General features: G+C 49.3%; 18 protein-coding genes and 1 rRNA gene. 14 read left to right on the top strand and 5 right to left on the bottom strand.

The features are described from left to right. Window positions 1-41: 41 nt before the first annotated feature. The 4 genes from AC1DLM_RS09550 to AC1DLM_RS09535 form a co-directional block, all read right to left on the bottom strand. Entirely contained in the window at window positions 42-860 is an 819-nt protein-coding gene (locus AC1DLM_RS09550; protein ID WP_477569840.1) for a hypothetical protein, read from the bottom strand. A 182-nt stretch (window positions 861-1,042) separates the two neighbouring features. Then, window positions 1,043-2,242 carry a class-II aminoacyl-tRNA synthetase family protein gene (locus tag AC1DLM_RS09545; RefSeq protein ID WP_477569839.1) on the bottom strand — a complete coding sequence of 400 codons (1,200 nt, stop codon included), beginning with the start codon at window positions 2,240-2,242 and terminating at the stop codon, window positions 1,043-1,045. Window positions 2,243-2,249: 7 nt separating this feature from the next. Then, window positions 2,250-2,501: an acyl carrier protein gene (locus AC1DLM_RS09540; protein WP_065854648.1), complete on the bottom strand. Its 252-nt coding sequence runs from the start codon at window positions 2,499-2,501 to the stop codon at window positions 2,250-2,252. 50 nt (window positions 2,502-2,551) lie between these two features. Next, window positions 2,552-5,818: an FG-GAP repeat domain-containing protein gene (locus tag AC1DLM_RS09535; protein ID WP_441990840.1), complete on the bottom strand. Its 3,267-nt coding sequence runs from the start codon at window positions 5,816-5,818 to the stop codon at window positions 2,552-2,554. Window positions 5,819-6,045: 227 nt separating this feature from the next. Here AC1DLM_RS09535 and AC1DLM_RS09530 point away from each other — a divergent pair, with 227 nt between their 5' ends. After that, window positions 6,046-8,598: a U32 family peptidase gene (locus AC1DLM_RS09530; RefSeq protein ID WP_477569838.1), complete on the top strand. Its 2,553-nt coding sequence runs from the start codon at window positions 6,046-6,048 to the stop codon at window positions 8,596-8,598. Window positions 8,599-9,031: 433 nt separating this feature from the next. Here the strand turns inward: AC1DLM_RS09530 and AC1DLM_RS09525 are convergent, their stop codons facing one another. Continuing rightward, window positions 9,032-9,247 carry a hypothetical protein gene (locus tag AC1DLM_RS09525; RefSeq protein ID WP_441990838.1) on the bottom strand — a complete coding sequence of 72 codons (216 nt, stop codon included), beginning with the start codon at window positions 9,245-9,247 and terminating at the stop codon, window positions 9,032-9,034. On the opposite strand from AC1DLM_RS09525, the gene AC1DLM_RS09520 reads away from it, so the two are divergent. The 13 genes from AC1DLM_RS09520 to AC1DLM_RS09460 all read left to right on the top strand — a co-directional run. After that, window positions 9,236-9,721, top strand: a complete 486-nt coding sequence (locus AC1DLM_RS09520) for a hypothetical protein (RefSeq protein ID WP_441990837.1) — start codon at window positions 9,236-9,238, stop codon at window positions 9,719-9,721. The genes AC1DLM_RS09525 and AC1DLM_RS09520 overlap by 12 nt on opposite strands. Before the next feature lie 341 nt (window positions 9,722-10,062). Next, window positions 10,063-11,157: an ABC transporter ATP-binding protein gene (locus AC1DLM_RS09515; RefSeq protein WP_477569837.1), complete on the top strand. Its 1,095-nt coding sequence runs from the start codon at window positions 10,063-10,065 to the stop codon at window positions 11,155-11,157. Continuing rightward, entirely contained in the window at window positions 11,150-11,866 is a 717-nt protein-coding gene (locus tag AC1DLM_RS09510) for an ABC transporter permease subunit (protein ID WP_171633200.1), read from the top strand. Before AC1DLM_RS09515 ends, AC1DLM_RS09510 begins: the two co-directional genes overlap by 8 nt. A gap of 5 nt (window positions 11,867-11,871) precedes the next feature. Continuing rightward, window positions 11,872-13,260: a GldG family protein gene (locus AC1DLM_RS09505; RefSeq protein ID WP_477569836.1), complete on the top strand. Its 1,389-nt coding sequence runs from the start codon at window positions 11,872-11,874 to the stop codon at window positions 13,258-13,260. Further along, on the top strand, window positions 13,257-14,189 hold the full coding sequence (locus AC1DLM_RS09500; RefSeq protein ID WP_477569835.1) for a DUF4340 domain-containing protein: 933 nt from the start codon (window positions 13,257-13,259) through the stop codon (window positions 14,187-14,189). Before AC1DLM_RS09505 ends, AC1DLM_RS09500 begins: the two co-directional genes overlap by 4 nt. 116 nt (window positions 14,190-14,305) lie before the next feature. Further along, window positions 14,306-14,530, top strand: coding sequence for a hypothetical protein (locus AC1DLM_RS09495; protein WP_441990833.1), 225 nt, complete (start codon window positions 14,306-14,308; stop codon window positions 14,528-14,530). 28 nt (window positions 14,531-14,558) lie between these two features. Then, complete coding sequence (locus AC1DLM_RS09490) at window positions 14,559-15,485, top strand: spore coat protein (protein WP_477569834.1); 927 nt, start codon at window positions 14,559-14,561, stop codon at window positions 15,483-15,485. A 188-nt stretch (window positions 15,486-15,673) separates the two neighbouring features. After that, window positions 15,674-16,153: a hypothetical protein gene (locus AC1DLM_RS09485; protein ID WP_477569833.1), complete on the top strand. Its 480-nt coding sequence runs from the start codon at window positions 15,674-15,676 to the stop codon at window positions 16,151-16,153. A 177-nt stretch (window positions 16,154-16,330) separates the two neighbouring features. Next, window positions 16,331-17,032, top strand: coding sequence for a heptaprenylglyceryl phosphate synthase (gene pcrB, locus AC1DLM_RS09480; protein ID WP_441990830.1), 702 nt, complete (start codon window positions 16,331-16,333; stop codon window positions 17,030-17,032). Window positions 17,033-17,039: 7 nt separating this feature from the next. Continuing rightward, window positions 17,040-19,409, top strand: coding sequence for a DNA helicase PcrA (pcrA, locus tag AC1DLM_RS09475; protein WP_477569832.1), 2,370 nt, complete (start codon window positions 17,040-17,042; stop codon window positions 19,407-19,409). Window positions 19,410-19,479: 70 nt separating this feature from the next. Beyond that, a complete protein-coding gene (gene ligA / locus AC1DLM_RS09470; protein WP_477569831.1) occupies window positions 19,480-21,501 on the top strand; it encodes an NAD-dependent DNA ligase LigA in 2,022 nt (673 codons plus the stop codon). Window positions 21,502-21,528: 27 nt separating this feature from the next. Beyond that, window positions 21,529-22,539 (top strand): DUF1835 domain-containing protein, encoded by a 1,011-nt coding sequence (locus tag AC1DLM_RS09465; protein ID WP_441990827.1) that lies wholly within the window; start codon window positions 21,529-21,531, stop codon window positions 22,537-22,539. Between the two features lie 222 nt (window positions 22,540-22,761). Then, window positions 22,762-22,899: ribosomal RNA gene (locus AC1DLM_RS09460) — 16S ribosomal RNA — on the top strand; the annotation flags it as partial.

The following is a 22,899-nucleotide window of genomic DNA, read 5'->3' as shown; positions in this document are numbered from 1 at the left end:
CAATCCCTTGCCGGTAAAATAAATGAAAACCAAGTAAAGCATCACGAGGTAGATGAGGATTTCGACGGTTTTCCTAAGGAATTTAACCATGTGTCAACCTCCTTCGTAAATAACGGCGCGCCCTCTTCCCGGTTCAAGTGAACAAGGTCATGGAAATAACGCGGATCGTACGTGTGCATCAAATCGAGCGTGGGAACGTTCGCAGCCTTCAGCTGGGCGTTAACGGCATCCTTCAGTGAAGCGACATAGGGAGGATCGGCGTAGCCTTTGTTCCACGGCATCCAGATCACACGCAGCGCGAGCTTATGCTCGTCCGCATACTGGAGGACCCACTGCAAGGCATCCAGATTGTCTTGGAAATCCTTAAGTGTCATGGCGCCGAACCGTTTGTCGTAGTCGTCCCACTTGAGCTTCAACGCTGCGTCGTCCTTACGTCCTGGGTACAGCTCTTTATCAATCCAGCGCGGCTCGAAGGCAAGACTGCCTTTGCTTAAATTGCGAGCAAACTCGGTACCCGAATCACGGAAGTAATCGCGGTACGTATACACATAAGGCTGGTACCAAGGCTTGAACCACTGATAGGTCGGATCCGTTTCGAGAGGGTCGAGCATCGTATGCACGTCAATTCCGATGACAAGCTCGTCCTTCACCTGGTAGAGGTTGTTCTTCAGTATGCCCTTCAGATCCGTGAGCTTCCCGTAGGAAAGCCCCATCTCGACCAAATGGCTATCCGACTTCTCTTCGATATAAGCACCCGTAACGGCCGAATTACCGAAGAAAACCGGACCCGTATGGGACCAGCTATGGTGGAAGAGCGTTTTGGTGAAATCGTTTTTGTAAAAACGGCGTGAAGACGCCATCGGGTTCCACCAGGAGATCAGCAGGTCGGAGACGACGATGGCGAGCAAAAGGCCGAGTGCAAAGCTATTTTTTTTGAGAAAAGCAGCGGTTGCTTTCAATAGAATCACTCATTATCTTCGTAGTGGTGAAAATGAAAACCCAAGGCCTCGTTCGGATAAACGAGAACCCTKGGGGAATTAGATTACAAAGCCTTCTCTTGCCAAGCGTGGTACTGCTCACGGAACGTGGCAGGCCACTGCTGCTCATCGAGCCCATACTGTGCGAGGAACGCGAACGCCCAGCGTTCGATACCGAAGCCTACACAGCCTGTGACGGCGTTGCGTTTGCCCATTTTGATATTAAAAGCGTTGCCGAACGTGTTGCTATGGAAATTGACGGAGGAGCAAGCGATCGACTTCTTCACATGCGGAATGTTCAGACGAAGCTCGTACTTCATCTCCTGGTTGCGTTGGAAGGAGGCTTTCACTTGGAAATCGTTCGTGAAGAACGGATCGTTCGCGATCTCAAGAAGGCTGTCTACCTGCCATTCTACCGCCAATTCTTTCAAATACTCGATGGATTTCAAGCGATTCTCTTTCACAAACTCAGGCTTACCGACGAAAATGATTTCACGCATCGAGAAGTCGAGCAAACGACCGAAGTCGGAATGGTTCTTAGATTCGAAACGATGACATTTCGCAATCGCAGTCACGACAATACCGTCGCCTTCAAGTGTTTCATTCTCAAGTCCTTCATAGCAGTGGTAGCACGTAGAAGGGTTCATCATGAAGTTAGGCTTCACCATGTTGTTATCCAAAGCCAACGGCTTCTCTTGGTCCCAGCCGCCAGCTTCACGAATCGTTTGGGAGAATGCTTCGATCACATCGAGATCCTCACGCAGATGCGTCACGAAATGAATGTGTTCGGGGAACGAAGTGAAATGGTTCGTTTTGTTCAATGTATGACTGTTGATGACCGCAGGATATTGTTCCTCTTGGACACCTTCGAAACGTCTGGCAATTTTGCTGACGAACGAGTAGTCAAGGAAACGCATCAAGCTGGAGAAAGGTTCACGGAAGATGAACAGGCCGGGCTCTAACACCTTAATCGCTTTACGCTCAGCGAGCTCAGCAATAATATCGCCTTCATAAGGCGTGTCCACTTTATTTTCGAACAAAATATTCTCTTTGAAGCCGAAATCACCATGGGAGAAACGCTCAATCAAGCGCTTAACTCGTGCGGTAATGCCTTCATCGCCGTTTGGCGAGTTGTGCGTAATGATGATGTGTCCATCGATCAAAAGGATTTCTTGAATATGCTCATCGGCGAAAGCAGAGGCATATTTGACTTGACCGTGTTGGCTTTCAGCTAGGCCCGTAAGTGGAATTTTAACAGTATTCATGAGTCGCTTACCTCGCTGTCTTCTTGGAAATAAATTCGGCAATTTCATTCACCGTGTTCATTGGATAGAGCATAAGATCTTGATTCGTCACTTGCAGGTTGTACGTTTTCTCAATATGCGCGATGAGGGCAGTCGCCCCAACGGAATCAATAAAACCATAATCGAACAAATGAACATCAACATCGAAATCGTCATCGTCCTCGGCAATTTCGTAACGCTCGCGAATATGCTGCTCAAGCTCTTCTAATAAAGTAGACATGGGGAAAGCCTCCTGATTCAAAAATAGGTAGATGAAGAATGTTGATAGGGTTACTGCGCATTGGCGACAGGTCCGGCAAGAGTAAGTGTTGTTACATCCCCATATCGGGTCAGTGTGTACGTTTGGGAAGCAGCGTCATGCTGGACGGTAACATCAGGTGAAGACTCTAATTTGAGCTCAACTGGACTAAACAATTTCACTTGCTGCAGACCCGCTGATTCAAGCTTCAGCTGATAGGTGGTTCCTTCCTCTGTAAGGGTAAAAGGAACATTCGAACGGACAACATGGAACTGTTGTGACGTTGGGCCCACGCGTATCTCAGCCTTCTTTGCTAATCCGAGATATAACTTGTTCTCCATCGTCGTATAGATGTTGGAATTGCTTTGCAGGGAGTATAGGGCTAGCTTATCGCCTTTTTCAATGGTGACGCCTAAGGTATTCGCGTACTCTTCCGTTAAACCAGAAACGCCTGATGTTTCTGGTGACAGCGTAGCGTGGAAGTGAGGACTACCTCCGCTGAGACGATCTTTCAATCGATCCCACAGATAGGAGGCCCAGGATTGGCTGATCTTCACATCGCTTTGCATAGCGGTTAAGAACGATTTGGCCATCTGTGTTTCGGACATAAAATTATAATCATGCTTCGTGCGAAGCTTGTCAAAGTAATCAGCGAATTCCGTTAAGTTAGCGATTTTCTGAGGTTCAGGAAAATGGTATTCAATATGCTCGAAATAATCTATCGGCATATCCAACTTGACCATGGATTCGAAAATATCCGTGTTCGCATTGTCACCAGCTGGCCTAAGGACGGGTGTAGGTGCATGAATGAGCATCGTCGCATCAGTCTTTCCTTGCTCATCTTGAAGAAGGAAGGGAAACGACCAGATCGATTCTGGACGAGCGAGCACAGGAGACTCGGACGGTAAGAATCCGAAGTTGTACCACATGCCTTTTCCTTTCTCGGTAAGCAGGGTCTGATCGTGATCTTCATTGTTAATGCGCCAGGTGTGCTGGTTCGTTCCAGGATGTAACCATGGAATACCGAGCTTATCAAAAGCCTGTTGATGCAGGTTGAACTCTGTGGTCTCATCTTCAGCACTCTTAAAATTATGTACAAATGTATGCGGATTTAGTTGTAAATGCTGATCTTTCGCATACGCAATGAACTCGTTTAATTCCGCCTTATATGGAAAGTGCGGATCATCGATCGACACTGGAGAGCCGAATTCGATACCACCCACAATGAGATCATCATTGCCGTCGTGATTGAGGTCCAGCCATAGTGGCACGGAATAATGTCCAGCAACTAACGCGTGGTTGCCGACTTGGTTCAAGGTTGTCCCTGCGAGGGGACCTATGTCTGCCCAAGCGCCACCAACTTCTTGCGTGAACACTTGGAGGTCCCCATCGCTGCTGCCGACCACGAGATCCGGTCGGCCGTCTTGATTCATGTCACGCACCGCTGGCGCGGCGTGCGTGGAGCGGTTCGGCAGCGTGATGATCACGCTGCCTTCCGGTTCAAGATCCAGGGCCGCTGCGCTGCGGCCCTGATACAGCCACACTCGTCCATCGGCTGCGCCTAGGACGAGGTCGAGCTTGCCGTCGCCGTTCACGTCGGCGACGGCTGGCGCTGCAGGCCCTCCGGGCAGCTGCAGCGCTTTCCCGCCCGCGAGCACAGCCGTGGGCTTGCCGAACCTGCCGCCTGCGAGTTGCGGCAGCTGCCACACCCCGCCGGACTCGCCTGCGACGACGAGGTCCGTGCGGCCATCCCCGTTCACGTCGGCGGCGTGAACGGCACTGTAAGGGCTGAGCTGGAGCGGTGCGCCGCTCTCCAGCAGTAACTTCGCCGGCGCGCCGAACGTGTCGGGCAGCGCCATGCCCTTCGGCGGCGGCTCGCTGACGTAAGCCGCCTCATCCTTGCCCAGATTCGTGTAGACGTACACGAATCCATCTGCGCTGCCGACGACGAGGTCCATGCGGCCGTCGCCGTTCAGATCCGCGGCAGCCGGGTACGCGCGGTACGGCAGTTCAATCGTGCTTGCGAGGTCACGATACGGCCCGTACGTGGCTTGCCGCAACGGAATGCCGGCAGCCATCACGTGCAGTCCGCTCGCGTAGCCGGAGCCGGGCAGCTCACCGACGAACGACGGCTTCGCGTTCGTTCCTGTGTTGAGCTGCACCGTCACGCTCTCGCGCCATTCACCCCAGTAGAAGGCGCTGCGCACGAGGGTAAACGAGGGAACCTCGTTATACTCCTTCAGCTTCTCCGCCCAGGCAATGCCGTCTTTTTGCCCAATGGCCGGCATCGCCTCAAAATGGTTCTGAAACGCCATCGCTGGCCTGCCATACGGCCCAAGACTCTTCTTAATACTGTACCCGAGCGTTTCCTTAGCGACATAGGCGAGCAGTTCACTGCGATACTGCATGTTCGCCGCCGCCCAAGCAAAATTAAAATAGGGCTCGATGGGCATCGCTCTTTTATTGAAGTAAGTCGTTCCCGGTGTTGCCTTGCTTGCTGCTTGGTACTTCTCTGCCAGTTGGGCAAAGCCTAATTTCGGATCGAATCCGCTCTTCATATCAAAGCCCGTAGGGAAGTACCGGTTCGGCAGGAAATTACTGCTGATGAGCACGGCGCCTTTGCCCACACGATTGTGTAAGACAAGGGAGACAGGCTGCTTGGATTCGAATGCTTTATACATGTTGATAACGGATTGTCCCGTAGATGGCTCGAAGCCGTATCCAAGATGAAATCCAGGCATATCATCCATGGCATTATGTTTGAGATAGCTTTGTGTAAACAATTGAAACGATTGCTGAATGCCCTGTAAATTAACAGACACCTGTGGATAGCCAAGCGTCAGCGAATCTACTGTCTGAGGGCTTAAAACTAAGTTGCCGATAGGCACTTTGTTCAAATCAATAATCGACTTAGCTCCCAGAAAGTCTACCGGGAACTGATTCGCGAACTCATTTTCTAACAGTAAATGTCCACCGTGCTTCACGAAGCTCATGAGCTTATCCGCTTGTTTGGACCATGTGGAAGCCTGCGCTAGCGCGGGATCCAGATATAGAGCGTCATAGGAGCGTAGCTGGCGGGCTGAGAGGGAAAGCACGCTTTTTCTATCAATTTGAACACCTGCTTGCAAGGTTTGCTCGAAATTACTATAAGCGGCTGTATCATAAGAATCCCCGCTCGTTGCGTATAGAAGCTTAGTTTCCTCGACTTTTGGCAAAAATAGAAGGGTTAGCACGATGACTAAGAGGCCAAGGCTTAACCCGAGAAGTAGTTGGGTTACACGAATTTTCGACAAATTCAAAAGGATCCCTCGATTGCTAGAAAGGTTGATAAAGGCCACTATCCTTGCCATTATAGCATTCATGGGTACGTTTGTTAACTTCTAAAGGCATGGAAGCGCATTGTATTGTCGGATATTGGCTTAAGGGGTAGTTATCCCCTGCCCTAGATTCCTACCTATCGTTTCTGTTACACTAAAGAGAAGAGTTTGAGGATTACCGAGGATTGATATTGAAAGGATTTGCTGCCATGCGTACGATACGCAGAGAAGATGTAGAATTATTGGCCCCTGCGGGGGATTGGGATTGTTTGCGAGCGGCTGTTGCCAATGGGGCAGATGCCGTGTTTTTTGGTGTGGAGAAATTCAATGCGAGAGCGAGAGCGCATAACTTTACGATGGCCGAGCTGCCGGATATTATGTCGTTCCTTCATCTATATGGTGTACAGGGCTTCCTAACGTTTAACATTCTCGTATTCGAGGAAGAGTTGAACGATGCCAAACAATTAATTGATGCGTGTGTCGATGCGGGCGTGGACGCGGTAATTGTTCAGGATTTGGGCTTGGTTAAAATGATTCGTGAAATCTCACCCGATTTCCCGATTCACGGTTCAACGCAGATGACGATTACATCGCCAGAAGCGGTTGAGTTTACAAAACCTTTCGATATCGAACGTGTCGTTCTCGGTCGTGAGAATAACCTGAAACAAATTAAACAAATCGGTGATCAAGCGAAGCTTCCGATGGAAGTGTTCGTGCATGGTGCCCTTTGTGTGTCCTATTCGGGACAATGCTTAACCTMCGAAATGTGGGGAGGACGTTCGGCTAACCGTGGTGAGTGTGCGCAGGCGTGCCGTTTACCGTATGACTTGATGGTCGATGGCGAGCAAAAGCCGATGGGTGACGTGACGTATTTGCTGTCGCCGAAAGATTTGGCGGCGATTGAAATCGTGCCGGAGCTGATCGAAGCGGGCGTTCGTTCTTTCAAAATTGAAGGGCGTCTCAAGACCCCTGAATATGTAGCCAATGTTGTGAGCAAATATCGCAAAGCCATTGATCGTTATTTCGATGGGCTGGACGCTCGTCCGTCCAAAGAGGAAGTGCGTGAGCTGCAGCAGAGCTTCTCACGCGGTTTTACAGTTGGGTTCCTGCAAGGAACCAACAACAAGCAGTTGGTTGACGGCACGTTTCCGAAGAGCCGTGGGGTTTTCGTGGGTCGCATCAAGCAGATTCTGCGCGATGCGGTGATCTGTGAGCTGGAAGCGCCGCTGAAGCGTGGTGATGGGCTAGTCTTCGACGCGGGAGACCCGACGAAGAAGGAGGAAGGCGGGCGCATCTACGATTTGCGCCGCAAGGGAGAGAAACTCGAAGGCGAAGCCGAGGGTGGATTAATCGAAATCGTTATGGGACGCAACGATGTAGAGCTAGGCCGTTTGCACGTTGGCGACCGCATCTGGAAGACGAACGATCCTGCGCTGGACAAACGTCTGCGTCAGACGTTCGAGACGGATAAGCCTTACCGTACATTCCCGGTAAGTGTGAAAGTAACTGGCGTCCTTGGCGAGACGCTGAAGAGCTGGTGGACGGATGTGAAAGGCGGTCACACCGTCTTCGTACAGTCCGAGCTTCCGCTGGTTCAAGCGGAAAAAAGACCCATGGACGAACAGCTCTTCACCGAGCAGTTCGGTCGTCTTGGCGGCACGATTTATGAGCTTGCCGAGCTGGATGTCCAGCTGGACGGCGCATTGATCGTGCCGATGCGTGAGCTGAACAGCATGCGCCGCATGGCTGTCGAGTTGATGGAAGACGAGCGGCAGAAGCCGCGCGCGTACATCAAGCGTGAAGTCGGCGTTTATGACGACGTGCCGGTTGCTGTGACCGAGCATCATGCGGCTGTTACCGCTGTGAATGCACCTGCTCTATCCCAAGCGGATCGTAGTAGCGCCCAGTTGACCGCACTTTGCCGTAGCTTGGATCAGGTGAAGGCTGTGCTGGCGACTACGGACGTCAACTTGATTTATGCTGATTTTGAATTTATTAAGCAGTTTCCTGCCGCTGTCGAAGCCGTTCATGCCGCGGGGCGCCGAATTGCCCTCGTGACACCGCGGATTCATATGCCAGGGGAAACGGGCTATTTTAACAATATACTCAAGCTTAAGCCAGATGCGGTTCTGATTCGTAATACTGGCGCAGCCTACTATTTCTTGAAGCATCGCTTTGAGAATCCCGATGCACCACAACCGCAGTTGATCGGTGACTTCTCCTTGAATGTTGCTAACCATAAGGCAGCGGATTTGTTCTTGGCTGCTGGGCTTTCAAAGGTAACACCTTCGTATGACTTGAATATTCAGCAGATGGTTGACTTGCTTCGCCGCGCGGAAACATCCAAGCTCGAAGTTGTTATTCATCAGCACATGCCGATGTTCCACACCGAACACTGTGTGTACTGTACGTTCCTAAGTGAAGGAACTGACTTCACGAACTGTGGTCGTCCATGCGAGGAGAAGCGCGTTTCTTTGCAGGATCGTGTGGGCATGTCTCATCCCGTGCGCGTAGATGAAGGCTGCCGGAATACCGTGTACAACGCGATAGATCAGTCTGGTGCAGAGTATTTGAACCATTTCATGGATCTAGGCATTCGCTCGTTCCGTGTGGAGTTCTTGGAAGAGACACCAGAGAAAGTAACCGAAATTCTTGACCTGTACCGCAAAGCGATTGATGGTCAAATTAGTGGCACACAAGTATGGCGTTCCCTGAAGGCGACGAACCAATTGGGTGTAACGAAGGGTACGTTGGTGAAATAAATAGCTACGAATATAGCACAATTTCTAGACCGTCTCCCGACAACGATGTCGGGGGGCGGTTTTTTTAAAAGTTTAGGGTCTCTTTACAAAGATATAACGGGAGAACATACAGTTAATTCCGTGAGAATCCTCAACATTATATAAATATCTGGAAAAAGTACATGTAATATCGAGTCATTTCCTCAATCACAGCAAAATCTTAGAAATTACCTACCTATTTTCCAGTTATTCTTTAAAATCCAGCTGAAATCGGAAAAATAACGGGAGGTTTTCCAGTTAATGATGTGTGTGGCGTCGTAAGTGTCAGTTTCAAGGAAGTTACATGAGGATTTATGTAGGCTGTATTGAAATAGTGAACACTTTATTGAAATAAGTGCATAGTATCCGATCTGCAGCGGGCTTTATAATGATCGAAAGCAAGAATAATAACGCTTTAAATTTGATTAACTGCCATTTTAATAAGACAGGAATGATGATTGATGTATCGATTTCGAAGCCTGCCAATATTAGCTGTTTTCCTATCTTTTTTAATGGTTTTTTCTGTTTTTACTGTCATTCCTACACAACTAAGAGCAGATTCTTCACCCATTCTTCCCAATGGTGGTTTTGAGCAGATTGCTGATGGTAAGCCTGCAAGTTGGTCCGTCATAAGTGGGACAGTGACATCCTCAACGTATACCGTGCACAGCGCTGTCTACAGCGTGCAGTTAACGGATTTAAGGTGGGGTTGCGCAGCACGAAGATCGCGGTGACGCCTGGAAAGGAATACGAAGCATCCGTGTATTCTTACAATACCCAAGGAAGCTCGCAGCTGTATTTTGAGTTTTGGGATGTTAATAACACACGGATCCTCTTCCCGACAGCCACGAATTCGACCTTGAATCAGTGGAAGCAACTCTATCTCTCTCAAATTGCCCCAGCAGGTGCTGTATCGGCTACTCAACTACCACCCAATCGATCTCCCAAGCAAACGCTACTCAACTACCACCCAATCGATCTCCATGCCAAACGTTACTCAACCAACAATCAATCGAGGTCCATGCCAAACGTAACTCATTCACCACCCAATCAAGCCCCATGCCAACGCTTCCCCGCACCGTTTAAATGGAAAACCTCCATCTAAATTATCGATTTCTAAGCGAATTTAATGCATAACTGGAAATTATCCAGCTAATTTTGATCATTCCTCCACATTTTCGTCTTACAGCCAAGAATAGCTGTACCTTTTCCAGTTATTTCACGAAAAACAGAGAAACACACGGAATTACCTACCTATTTTCCATCTAAATCGTATATCCGACATATTGTGCACTAGTGGAACACATCTAAACAAAACACTTCTGCCAGTTCACAATTTAGACACATTATTTTAATCTATTTTTCAGATTCGCTTAAGGTTGGTTTATGTTTCCACCCGTATAGTGATGATGAATAATACGAACGCATAGAAATGGGGGATCTTGGATGCTAGAGGTCAAACAAGTCAGCAAGCTGTACGGAAATGATCGCGGCGTGCATAACATCGACTTCTCGATGCAGCGCGGTGAAATCGTCGGCTTCTTAGGGCCGAATGGTGCTGGCAAAACAACGACGATGCGCATGATTACAGGTTACCTGAATCCGACGCATGGTCAAATATGGGTAGACGGTCACTCCATGGCCGATAACCCGAAGAAGGCGCGCCGCAAGATCGGATACTTGCCTGAAACACCACCCCTGTACCCCGAGATGACGGTACAGTCTTACCTGCGCTTCATCGCCAACCTGCGCGATGTGCCTGCGCGCGAGCAAAAACTCCGTGTCGGCGAAGCCATCGACAAGCTCGGACTGCAAGGTCGCGAGAAGCAAATCATTCGCTCCCTCTCCAAGGGCTACAAGCAGCGCCTAGGACTCGCGCAAGCGATCCTACACCAACCGGATCTGCTTATTCTGGACGAGCCCACGTCGGGCCTCGATCCGAAGCAGATCATCGAGATCCGCCAGCTCATCCACGAGCTGGGCGAGAATCACACCGTGCTGCTGAGCACGCACATTTTGCCTGAAATTAACGCGATTTGTAATCGCGTTCTCATCATTAACCAAGGCCGCGTCGTTCTCGACGAGCGCCTCGAGCATCTCGGCCGCACGATGGGCGAGACGTTCGAGGTGTCGCTCGAGGTCAAGGGACCTCGCGAGCGGATCCTGAACGAGCTGCGCAGCCTGCCTTCCATCGGCGAAGTGAAAGAAGTCGACGCACCGGAAGCGGGGGCAGTAGTACCAACGGCGTCTGCCCTAGAATCTTTGGTAGCTTTGGAATCTTCGGAGTCTGCTGCCGACGAAGCAACCGATGTTCCCGCAGCTGCTCTTTCATCTGCACCAGTCGAGTCCGTTAAACTCCTCGTCACCTCCGCAGATCGCGCAGAAGACATCCGCGAAGCGGTATTCTTCCGACTCGCAAGCGCAGGACTGCCGATTCTAGCGATGAAGCGGGAAAGCCTCAGCTTAGAGGATATCTTCCTCAAGCTGACGACGGACGAGCCAGCCGACACATCCAAAGAGGAGGGTGACACCGATGCGTAGAATCTGGGCCATTTGCTCCAAAGAGCTGCAAATGTATTTCTTCTCGCCAGTTGCGTATGTGGCGTTTGCCTTCTACGTGCTGTTGTCGAGCTTCTTCTTTTATATCAATTTCGTAGCGGGACAGCCGCCAATCGTGGACGCGCGCTCCATCGTGGGCAATACCACGTTCATCTACCTGTTCATCATCCCACTTCTAACGATGCGTCTTGTTGCAGATGAGTTTCGTCAGGGTACGGACGAGTTGCTTCTGACATCACCTGCGGGTATTAGCGAAATCGTGCTGGGTAAATATTTATCCGCTCTAATCGTGCAAGTCGGCCTAGTGGCGATCTCACTCGTATATCCGCTCATCATGTCTTCCTTCGGTACATTAGATATGCCTGTTACATGGTTGTCGTACCTGAGCATGTTCCTGCTTGGCTGTGCGATGATGGCGATCGGATTGTTCGCATCCAGTCTGTCGAATAACCAGATGGTTGCGGGGATCACCGGCTTCGTTATTCTGCTTTTGCTATGGTTATTAGATTGGGTTAGCAGCACGATGACGGGTAAATTGAAGGATTACGTAGGTCAATTCTCACTGACCAGTCATTTGAACAATCTGCAAAAAGGCGTCTTCCATGGCGGAGACATCCTCTTTTACATCACATTAACAGCCGTGTTCCTGGTTCTTTGTATACAAGTCCTTGAAAGAAAGCGTTGGAGGTGAGCGGAATGAATAAGTGGATACGGGGAACTAATGCGACGGTTCTATCAATCGCGGTTATCGGCATTTTCATTATTCTGACAATCTTCCTTCACTCGCTTAAGGGCTTCCAGGTCGATTTGACGAAAAATAAAAATTTCACGCTCTCAGAGCAAACAACCGCTGCACTCAAAAATCTCAATCAAGATATTCACGTCATCGCTTTCACGAACAGTGGAGATGGCAATGGTTTTGTGACGCGCCAAGTCACGGATATGGTAGCTGAGTACAAAAAGCAAAGCAGTAAAATTACGTACGATGAGTACGATATGCTGAAGCAGCCTTCGATGGCGAAGCAGTATGGGGTGGATCAAGGCGGAACGATTATTTTCGAATTGGGCACCAAAAAGCAAAACATCAACTTCTATGAACTGTTCGTGGGACAGCAGGATGGATCCTACACCTTCTCAGGTGAAGAGAAGTTTACACAAGCGATTCAAAGCTTGACATCCACAGAGAAACATACGGTTTACTTACTGTCAGGTCATCAAGAGTATCCGGCGTCTGCTACAAGTATTTTTAAAAGCAGCCTGGCTGCTGCCAACTATGACGTGAAAGATTTGAATCTTTACGTGGAAGGCAAAATCCCGGATGATGCGCAAATGCTCATGCTTCTTGGACCGACCAACGATCTGAACGACAAAGAAGCAGAGCTCATTCAGACCTATTTGAAGGGTAAAGGTAAAATTTATATCGCGCTGGGCTTCAATAAGGATATGACGACGAAGTGGAAAAACATCGATGCCATCATGAAAACCTACGGTGTTCAGGATCAGCACGCGATTGCGATTGAAACGAAACAAACGTCGTTGTATGACCCGTTAACGATCATTCCAGAGTATGGTTCACACGATATTACGAACAAATTATCCAGCAACAATCTGATTACCATGCTCTCATTGGCTGTTAGCTTGAATGCCGATGATAGTGCACCAGATTACACGAAATCCTTGTTGTTGACGACAACGGACAAAGCATACGGTGAAACCGACATTAACCTGCTGGCACAGAATAAGACGAAGCAGGATGCGACAGATGTCAAAGGACCGCTTAACTTGGGTTACGCCATCTCAGACAAAGATAACAAGCCTAAGGCCGTTATTCTTGGTGGTTCTACATTCGTGCTGGATGAAGATATTCAGAATCAGGGTAATAAGGACTTTGCTCTGAACAGTATTGGCTGGCTGCAAGAACAGAAGGATCAAATTACGATCCGACCGCGTCAAGGTGATGCGTATCAACAGGCGATGATTACGCCTAGCCAAGCGAATACGATTTTTCTCATTACCATCGTGTTCTTACCACTCTTATTCCTTGTCATTGGCGGCTTGATCTGGTGGAGGAGGAGAAGAGGATGAAACGGTTTATTCCAACCATTCTGTTAGTCGTCATTTGCATCGGTGGTTTCTGGTACGCCTCAAGCAAAGACTTCTTCCAAGAGAAGAAAGATGAACCCAAGTCCCTTCTAACCCTGAAACAAGAAGATGTGAAGGCTGTCTCGGTGAAAACGGAGGAGGCGCAGATTGAACTAAGCCGTACGACGACTGGTTGGGATATGCAAAAACCAGCGGCTGCGCCGATCAATTCGAATCAAGTTGATTCTTGGTTAGATATGATAGGTCTGGTGACATCGACCAAGCTTGTGGAGGATCAAGCAACGAATCTAGCCGAATATGGCTTAGATAAACCAGTGGGCACGTATGAAGTCACCTTGAAGGACGGTTCCAATAAAGGCTTGCTCGTAGGGACTGCACTGCCGATCGAAGGCTTCTCTTACGTGCAGGTGGAAGGCTCATCTGCCGTGTATCAAGTCAGTGATCAATCATTGACATCGCTGAACAAAACGCCGGTCGACTTTGCCGACACAAGCCCGATTCATCAGGAGAACGACAAGGTGCAAAGTGTCAAGTTGACGTGGAAGGGCCAATCATGGACGCTTTCTAAGACAGACAAAGATAAAGTCGCTGCGGATGCAGGCTGGAAGCTTGGGGATAAAGAGATGAAGGGCACGGAGGCAAGTCCGCTCCTCGATCAGTTAATCTTCTTGCATAGCAGTGAACTTCCGCAAGCGGCAGCCCAGAAGCCGACAACTGGTGGAGAGCTTAAGTTGGAGATAGCTATGACGGTGGACGGGAAGGACGTTACCGACGTCTATGAAGGTAAATTGAGCGGAGAACAAGTTTGGCTAGCTAAACAGGGTGGGCAGTGGGCATACGCTTTGGCAGCCGAGGATATTCAAAGTCTAGCAGATGCTTATGCGGGCAAGACCGCTAAGCCTGCTTCCTAATGAGAAAACTGCTTCCTACAGGGATTTAAACTGTGGCGAAGCAGTTTTTTTGTTAATCCGACATAAAACGGCATTTTTTGGGAAAAATAAAAGAGAGGAAAGGAGGTCACATGCACATGTACAACACACAAGAGAACCAAGTTATTTCTGGTAAAGAACTTTCGTATCTATCGGATACATTCAAGAATGAAGAATTGTTAGCAAAGCTTTGTGTACAAGGCGCGGTGAACAGCCAAAGTCAGTCCTTGAAACAAACCCTGTCTCACCTATCTCAAGAACGCTTGCAAAATATGAGTATCCTAATGAATGCCCTGCAACAGCAATCCGGCATGACCCACTAATTCGAACCCACAAGGAGGTGCAAAACGCATGTATCAGCAAAATTCTCAACAACAGCAGCAAGTCGACCTAGAAGATTTAGACTTTGCCAACTTCGTCCTGTCTGAACTGAAGCGCAGTGCGCGTGAATACACAACGGCTGCCTTGGAAGCTGCTAATCCTAGCATTCGACAGACGTTCGAAACTTTATTGCAAAAAACATTGGATGACCAAGCGCTTGTTTTTCAAGAAATTCAGAGTCTTGGCGGTTATCAAATTGGGCAGGCTGAGCAGCAGATGATTGAGCAAGAGATTCAGAAGCAGAGTCAGACGGCGTTACAAGTACAAGCTATCGTCCAACAGCATGTTAGCAGAGCTGCTTCAGCAAGCTTTACCCAGCAAGATCGGAATTCGGAGTCAACGACACAGTCGCAACAGCAGCAACAGCCGCAAACTCAATCTCAATCGCAGCAACACCAATCGTACCCAACGCAGTCTCACCAGTTCGAACAGTCATACCAACAAAGACAGCCATACAGTCAGCAACAAGGACAACCAAATCAAGGGCAGAATCAAGTTGCGGCACTGCACCAAGCACCAACGACAACGGCAGCACCTGCACCTTCGTTCCAGCCAGTGAATTATGCAAACCAGTATCCGAATGCGGTATACAATAATCAACAAGGTCGAGGCCAAGGATATACACCTAGTCAGTCTCAGCAACAGTCCTCTTCTTATAACCAAACTCCAACAAGGAGCTACCAAGATCAGAGTCATGATGCATCGAACTATGGTCGTGGGCCTCAGGGCTATGCAGCTTCTTCCAACCAAGCAAATGAGCATACAGGCATAACGGGGACAGGCAGAGGTGCACAAGCACGTATTGTTTCCCGTTCACAGCAGGGCGTAACATCGTCCGGTTCCGAAGGAAACTCCTACATGAATAGGTCACAAGAAGGTAATAAATATAACTTCTAAACAAGTGTAATCTCATGTTTAGATCGTTCCCAGACATTCAGACATCCTGGCCTCCATTGGCAGGGTGTCTTTTTGCTTCTTCCTCTAATTTGTCCCACTATTTTTCTAATTCAGGAATGAGTACGGCTTGGCTCACATATATAAGGAACATAGGATGTCCAAACTTAGGGAAAAGGGAGCTTAAGCTGATGAAAAAAACATGGGTATATGGTGCGGCTACTCTAGTGGTACTTGGAGCATTAACAACAGCGTGCGGTTCCAAAGATGAGGTCATCCCGTCCGTAGCAACAGGGACGAAGGATGCGGGTACAACGAAAACAGTTCAAGTGAAGACGGAGACAGGAACAGGAACAGGAACGAAAGCGGCAACGACGAGTGCAAAGCCTGCGATTGATGCCAGCTACAAGGTAGACGGGAAGAATGTCACGATTACGTACCAAACGTCCAATTTTAAATTATCGGAAGAAGACATGAATAAAGCCAACGTACTGGGAGAAGGACATCTCCACCTGTATGTGGATGGCAAGCAGAAGGCGATGATCGGGAAGACAGGCCCATTGACGCTCACGAATTTAACAACAGGTGCCCATGAAATTAAACTTGAGCTTCAGCAAAATGATCACAAAGAAATCAATGTGGAGAAAATTCTCAACATCGTTGTGAAATAACGAACATTTGTGCGTATTTCGGCGCAAATGTAGCTTCGACGCAGATCGGATACGTTCAGTTGCATATTCCTCCAAAAGACGGGCGATTAGCCCGTCTTTTGTCATTTGACACACCAGAATGCGTAGCATAGACTGTTGTTAGTATGGCAGAACTGCCGCCTAATCGGAGGGAAACATTTGATCGTCGATATACGCAAGTGGAAACATGTATTTAAGCTCGACCCAGACAGGGACATCTCAGACGAGGCGCTGGATCGGCTTTGTTTATCCGGTACAGATGCGATTCTCGTAGGTGGCTCTTCCGGAGTAACGTTTGATAACACGGTAGATCTTCTATCGCGAATCCGCCAATATGAGGTTCCTGTTGCCTTGGAGATTTCGAATCAGGAAGCAATTGTGCCTGGGTTTGACCTTTTTCTAATACCCGTTGTGCTGAATGCAGATGATCCGAAATGGATCGTTGGGCAACATCATGAGGCGCTCAAGGAATACGGCGCATTATTGAATTGGGATGAGATCGTAGCCGAAGGCTACATTATATTGAATAAAGAAGCGACGGCAGCCCAGCTGACCTCAGCGCGTACCGACTTGGATGCGAAGGACGTAGCAGCTTATGCGCGTATGGCGGACAAGCTTTTTCATATGTCGATTGTGTATTTGGAATACAGCGGCACCTTCGGAGATATGGAGCTCGTCCGTCGGACGCGGCAAGTGCTCGAGAATGCCCGTTTATTGTATGGTGGCGGGATCGACTCCCTAGAGAAAGCGCAACTAGCAGCCGAAGCGGCAGATACCATTGTGGTCGGCAACATTATATATAGTGACTTGGAGCAGGCGCTCCAGACCGTGCATGTGAACTTTGATAGAAATGGAAGGTAACTCTAACGTGAATGAAACTGTCAATATTTTAGAAGCAGTCAAAAAGTTAAACCCTCAACAGCGCAAAGCTGTAGAAGCCGTAGACGGCCCTCTATTAATTATGGCTGGAGCGGGAAGCGGTAAGACGCGCGTGCTCACGCATCGGATCGCATACCTGATTGGTACACGCAAAGCGGCACCGTGGAACATTCTAGCGCTAACCTTTACGAACAAAGCAGCACGTGAGATGCAAGATCGTGTTAGTAAACTGGTAGGTGGTAGTGGAAGTGATATTTGGGTATCCACGTTTCACTCGATGTGTGTGCGAATGTTGCGCAAGGACATCAATCGGATCGGCTTTTCCTCGAACTTTACGATACTAGATTCAGGTGACCAACTGTCAGTTATCAAAACCTGCTGCAAAGAGCTCAACATTGATACGAAGAAACACGAGCCCAAAACATTTCAAGCAGCCATCTCCACAGCCAAAAATGAACTTATCTCTCCTAAACAATTTGAAGACAAAATCGGTGACTACTTCGATGGGCTGACCTCGAAAATTTATACGCTTTATCAGAAGAAGCTTAGAGCCAATAATTCTTTGGATTTTGACGATTTGATTATGGCGACGATCCATTTGTTTAAAGAAGTTCCAGAGGTGCTGGAATTTTATCAAAACAAATTTCAATATATCCATGTCGATGAGTATCAGGATACGAACAGAGCGCAATATATGCTATGCCAAATGATTGCGTCCAAACATAAACGCATTTGCGTTGTGGGGGACAGTGACCAGTCCATCTACCGTTGGCGTGGGGCGGATATTAGCAATATCCTTAATTTTGAACAGGATTACCCGGATGCAACGGCTATTCTCTTGGAGCAGAACTATCGTTCAACCTCGAATATTTTGCAGGCTGCGAATAAAGTCATTGCGAACAACACAGGTCGTAAGCCGAAGAACCTTTGGACAGATAAAGAAGGCGGCGTACCGATTAAGCTGTATCAGGCTGATACCGAGTATGAAGAGGGTTACTTCGTTACGAATGAAATCAATAAGAATAAATCGAACGGGAAGAACTTCGGCCATCACGCAATCTTGTACCGTACGAACGCTCAGTCCCGGGTCATCGAGGAAATTCTAATTAAATCCGATATCGCCTACACCATCGTCGGCGGGGTCAAGTTCTATGATCGGAAAGAGATTAAGGATATTTTGGCATACTTAAGATTGATCTCCAATCCGAACGATGATATCTCTCTGAACCGAATCGTAAACGTGCCGAAAAGGGGCGTTGGCGGTACGACGTTGGATAAAGTGGCGGAAATGGCTGGACGTAGAGGGATCTCTCTATTTGCCATGTTGGAGGAAGTTGATTCTCTAGAGATCAACACGAAGGCCAAGCATGCCCTCGCGGATTTCCGCGAAATGGTTGATAACCTCAATCGCATGGTAGAGTACCTATCCGTAACCGAKCTTACCGAGAAAATCCTTGAAATGTCTCAGTACCGTTTAGAAATGCAACGCGAGAACACCATCGAATCCAAGGCTCGTCTCGAAAATATCGAAGAGTTCCTRTCCGTGACCATGGACTTTGAGAAGCGCAATGAGGATAAATCGCTCATTTCCTTCCTTACAGACCTAGCGTTGATCGCGGATATCGATACACTAGATAAAGACAAGCCCGAAGAAGAGCAGGACGCTGTCGTCCTCATGACGATGCACAGCGCCAAAGGACTGGAGTTCCCCGTCGTGTTCATCATCGGGATGGAAGAAGGCGTCTTCCCGCACAGCCGTGCGTTCGCCGACAACGAAGAGCTCGAAGAGGAGCGCCGTCTGGCCTATGTGGGCATTACGCGCGCCGAGCAAGAGCTGTTCCTCACGTGCGCGCGCATGCGCACGCTCTTCGGCCGTACCGCCGCGAACGCGCCGTCGCGATTCCTTCAGGAGATTCCAAAGGAACTCCTGGAAACCGTCTCCGCTGGCGGATCCAGCGGCGGCTTCTCCCGAGGCGGCCGTTCCGGCGGCACCTCGTCTTGGGGCAGCAGCGGCAGCGCCGCTGCATCGAGCCGTGGCACGACCACCGGCTCGTCTGCCTGGGGCACGCCGTCCTCCTTCGGGGGACGGCCTAGCACTAGCACTGCCGCTGGCGGGACTGCTGCGCCAAGCCCCGCGGCCGCGCCTCGACCGGCCGCGTTCCGGGCTCCGCAGCCTGCCGCAGGCGGCGCGGTGCCGGACTACAAGGCCAGCGACCGCGTGTCGCATGGCAAGTGGGGCATCGGCACCGTCGTGTCCGTGAAGGGCTCGGGTGATGACACCGAGCTGCAAATTGCTTTCCCGGCGCCTGTTGGCTTGAAGCGCCTGCTCGCGAAGTTCGCTCCGATCACGAAAGTGTAGGAGCGCTCTGCCTTGTCTCGTCCAACCTTGCCTTGTCCGCCAATACTCCCATTGAGAGAGGAAGTCCGCCATGATCGATAAACTCGCGGCAATGAAAACCCTCATCCAAGAAATCAACAAGCATAACCATAACTACTATACGTTGGATCAACCTACGATTTCTGACGCAGAATGGGATGCTCTTTACGATAAATTGTCCACGCTGGAGCAGGAAACAGGGGTTACCCTGCCTGCTTCCCCTACCCATCGGGTAGGTGGAGATCTGCTCAAAGGCTTTGAACCACATCGTCATTTAGCGCGTCTTTGGAGCCTGGATAAGGCTCAAAACGCTACCGATTTGGCAACCTGGCATACACGTGTACTTAAGCTGATTGCGGATTACAATAGCAAGAACCCTGAGACGCCTCTGCCAGACCCGACTTATGTGGTCGAGCTAAAGTTTGATGGGCTTACGTTAAACCTTACCTATGAACAAGGTCAGTTAGTACAAGCCTCAACACGGGGGAATGGTACCGTTGGCGAGGGCATCTTGGCCCAAGTCAAAACGATCAAATCAATCCCGCTCGAGATTCCTTACGATCAAGGGACGATTGAAGTGCAAGGCGAAGGCGTCATGTTCCTGTCTGTCCTAGAAGCTTACAATCAGACGGCCGCAGAGCCGCTCAAAAATGCTCGTAATGCCGCAGCTGGTGCCCTGCGTAATCAGAACCCTAAGCTAACCGCAGAGCGTAAACTGAACGCTTTCTTCTATAATGTGGGCTACTCGAGTGACCTTCAATTTGAAAATCATGCGGAGATGGTTCAATTCTTGCGGGATAACCTGTTCAAAATCAGTAACCGTACACGGTACTTCTCGACCATCGAAGAGGTAAGTAGCGAGCTCGAACGCATCGCTGAAGAGCGGTCCAGCTTCGACTTCCTGATTGATGGAAGTGTCGTAAAGCTGACKGATATGCGCACAAGGGAAGTATTCGGCTATACGGATAAATTCCCGCGTTGGGCGATTGCTTATAAGTTCGAAGCCGAAGAAGCGACGACAATTTTGCAAAGTGTTTCTTGGGAAGTCGGCCGCACGGGTAAAATCACACCACTAGCCCGCGTAGAAGCCGTCGATCTCGCAGGCGTAACCGTGCAGAACTGTACGCTCAACAACGTTGGCGACATTGAGCGCAAAAACCTCAAACACGCCCTTGGCAGCCTCGTTTACATTCGCCGGTCGAATGACGTCATTCCAGAGATTCTCGGTAAGGTGACCGAGGAGAATGACGGCGAGGAGATCGTCGCTCCGACGCATTGCCCGTCCTGCGGCAGTGAGCTGGAGATGCGCGGTGCGCACCTCTTCTGTCTCAACAGACTCGGTTGCAGTCCGCAGCTCGTGGGCCGGATGGCGCATTTTGCTTCGCGCGATGCGATGGACATAGAATTTTTCAGCGAGATGACCGCTTCACAGCTGCATCAAGAGCTGGATGTCCGCGATCCTGCGGATCTGTACACCTTGCAATTCGACGATCTGGTTAAGCTCGATCGTTTTGGTGAGAAGAAGGCGCGCAACCTGCTCGGCGCCCTCGATAAGAGCAAGTCCCGCGATCTCGCGTCTTTCCTGTATGCACTGGGCATCCCGAACTCGGGCAAAACCACTACGAAAGTGCTCGCCGATCACTATCGCAGCCTTTCGCGCATCATGGAAGCAACAACAGAGGAGCTTATTACGCTTCCAGACGTGGGCGGTATCGTAGCGGAGAGCATTCACTCGTTCTTCCGTGACCCTGTGATGGTATCCAGCATTGAGCGGATGCTAGCCGCAGGTGTGAGCCCTGTTGCAGAGGAAGCCCCGGTCATCGTGGCCAGCGAAGATAACCCGTTCTTCGGCAAAACAATCGTCCTCACAGGAACACTTTCCTCGATGGGACGGGACGAATGTGCGAAGAAGCTCGAAGCCAGAGGTGCTAAAATCACCGGCAGTGTCTCCAAAAAGACCGACATCGTAATCGCAGGCGAAAGCGCAGGTAGTAAGCTAACGAAAGCGCAAGAGCTGGGTATCCGAATCATTGAAGATGAACAGGAGCTTTTGCAACTGCTAGGTGAAGCTTAATCTATATAGAAGAGAGGTGACAGCGCCATGCCTGTAACGACCCTACATATCGTCAACGGAGACGCATTCGGCGATAAGCTTCGAGCATCCGGTATCCAAGGAGAGATTTTGGTGTGGCGCGAGTCACTTTATGAGGGACCTATCGGCATGCAGATGACTGATAGTGCCCTTATCTCTATGAGAGCATCTTATATGAATGACCGTTACGGCATTCCCGAGGACACTTTCAAGTCCCAGACCATACAGCAGGAAGCGAGGCTAGATACCCTCAAGGATGTGGACGAGGTTGTCTTATGGTTTGAACATGATCTATACGATCAATTGATGCTGTGTTATCTGCTTTCAAGAATCGATGGCTTACCTGGCTGTTCCTTCGAACTATCATTGATCTGCATTGACAGCTTCCCTGGCGTAGACCCTTTCTATGGCTTGGGGCAATTAACCGTAGATCAAATTCTACATCTGCATGGCACTTGGTTGCCTGTGAGCGATGATCAGCAATCCCTTGCCAGCAAGGTCTGGACAGCCTATTCGGCTTCCGAGCCTTTGCCTATGGCAGTATTATTAGAAGAAGATCTCTCCCCATTCCCTTTTCTTAAAAAGGCCCTAGAGGCCCATACAGCCCGTTTTCCTTCTATGCAAAATGGCTTGACCGCCATTCAGCAGTTGACGCTTGAGCTCTTAATGGATGACGAGGTGTCCGTCTTGTCCTTATTTCAAAACATATCTGAGCAAGCCATCCGCTATGGCTTAGGTGATTTGCAATTCTTTGGCATCCTGAATGGGCTTTGGCATTGCGAGCATCCCCTTATCCAAGTCCTCGGTGGTGATAAGCTGCCAAGGTACAATGAAGCGTGGCCGCCGCATTTTGAAAATTACAGAGTAAAGATAACAGATATGGGTAAACTTATTCTTACTTGTAAGCAGGATCATATCTTTCTGAACGGGATCGATGAATGGATCGGTGGCGTTCATTTGCTTGGCATGAAGGATGTTTGGCGCCGAAATGCAGTAACTACAGGCTTTACCAAGCTGTAAGATAATGTATTTAAAAAGATACTTGCATTTCATTTTGAAACCTGATAATATATGTTCTTGTCACCGCAAGAGCGACACATTAACGCTTTAAACGGTAACGCAATAAAGCTCTTTGAAAACTGAACAAATGAATGAAGCATATCAGCAAATTCAGTCACGCAAGTGACTACAATTGAGATTGCAAAATCTCGCTAGCTTCAAAATGAGCATTTCAGCTTTTCTATTATGGAGAGTTTGATCCTGGCTCAGGACGAACGCTGGCGGCGTGCCTAATACATGCAAGTCGAGCGGGTTTATCCTTCGGGGTAAGCTAGCGGCGGACGGGTGAGTAACACGTAGGTAACCTCACGTAGGTAACCT

Source organism: Paenibacillus sp. 01T442 (assembly GCF_056398345.1).
Note: the sequence above shows the minus strand (reverse complement) of the source record. Positions and strands in the feature narration are given on the sequence as shown.

Bases quoted from the DNA above. Each gene is read 5' to 3' on its own strand.
- AC1DLM_RS09550 (WP_477569840.1), bottom strand. From the start codon at position 860: ATGGCGTCTTCACGCCGTTTTTACAAAAACGATTTCACCAAAACGCTC.
- AC1DLM_RS09545 (WP_477569839.1), bottom strand. From the start codon at position 2,242: ATGAATACTGTTAAAATTCCACTTACGGGCCTAGCTGAAAGCCAACAC.
- AC1DLM_RS09540 (WP_065854648.1), bottom strand. From the start codon at position 2,501: ATGTCTACTTTATTAGAAGAGCTTGAGCAGCATATTCGCGAGCGTTAC.
- AC1DLM_RS09525 (WP_441990838.1), bottom strand. From the start codon at position 9,247: ATGACGGACCAACTTGCAGGCTTACCATCAGCAATCTGCTCAAAACCA.
- AC1DLM_RS09515 (WP_477569837.1), top strand. From the start codon at position 10,063: ATGCTAGAGGTCAAACAAGTCAGCAAGCTGTACGGAAATGATCGCGGC.
- AC1DLM_RS09510 (WP_171633200.1), top strand. From the start codon at position 11,150: ATGCGTAGAATCTGGGCCATTTGCTCCAAAGAGCTGCAAATGTATTTC.
- AC1DLM_RS09505 (WP_477569836.1), top strand. From the start codon at position 11,872: ATGAATAAGTGGATACGGGGAACTAATGCGACGGTTCTATCAATCGCG.
- AC1DLM_RS09500 (WP_477569835.1), top strand. From the start codon at position 13,257: ATGAAACGGTTTATTCCAACCATTCTGTTAGTCGTCATTTGCATCGGT.
- AC1DLM_RS09495 (WP_441990833.1), top strand. From the start codon at position 14,306: ATGTACAACACACAAGAGAACCAAGTTATTTCTGGTAAAGAACTTTCG.
- AC1DLM_RS09490 (WP_477569834.1), top strand. From the start codon at position 14,559: ATGTATCAGCAAAATTCTCAACAACAGCAGCAAGTCGACCTAGAAGAT.
- AC1DLM_RS09485 (WP_477569833.1), top strand. From the start codon at position 15,674: ATGAAAAAAACATGGGTATATGGTGCGGCTACTCTAGTGGTACTTGGA.
- AC1DLM_RS09465 (WP_441990827.1), top strand. From the start codon at position 21,529: ATGCCTGTAACGACCCTACATATCGTCAACGGAGACGCATTCGGCGAT.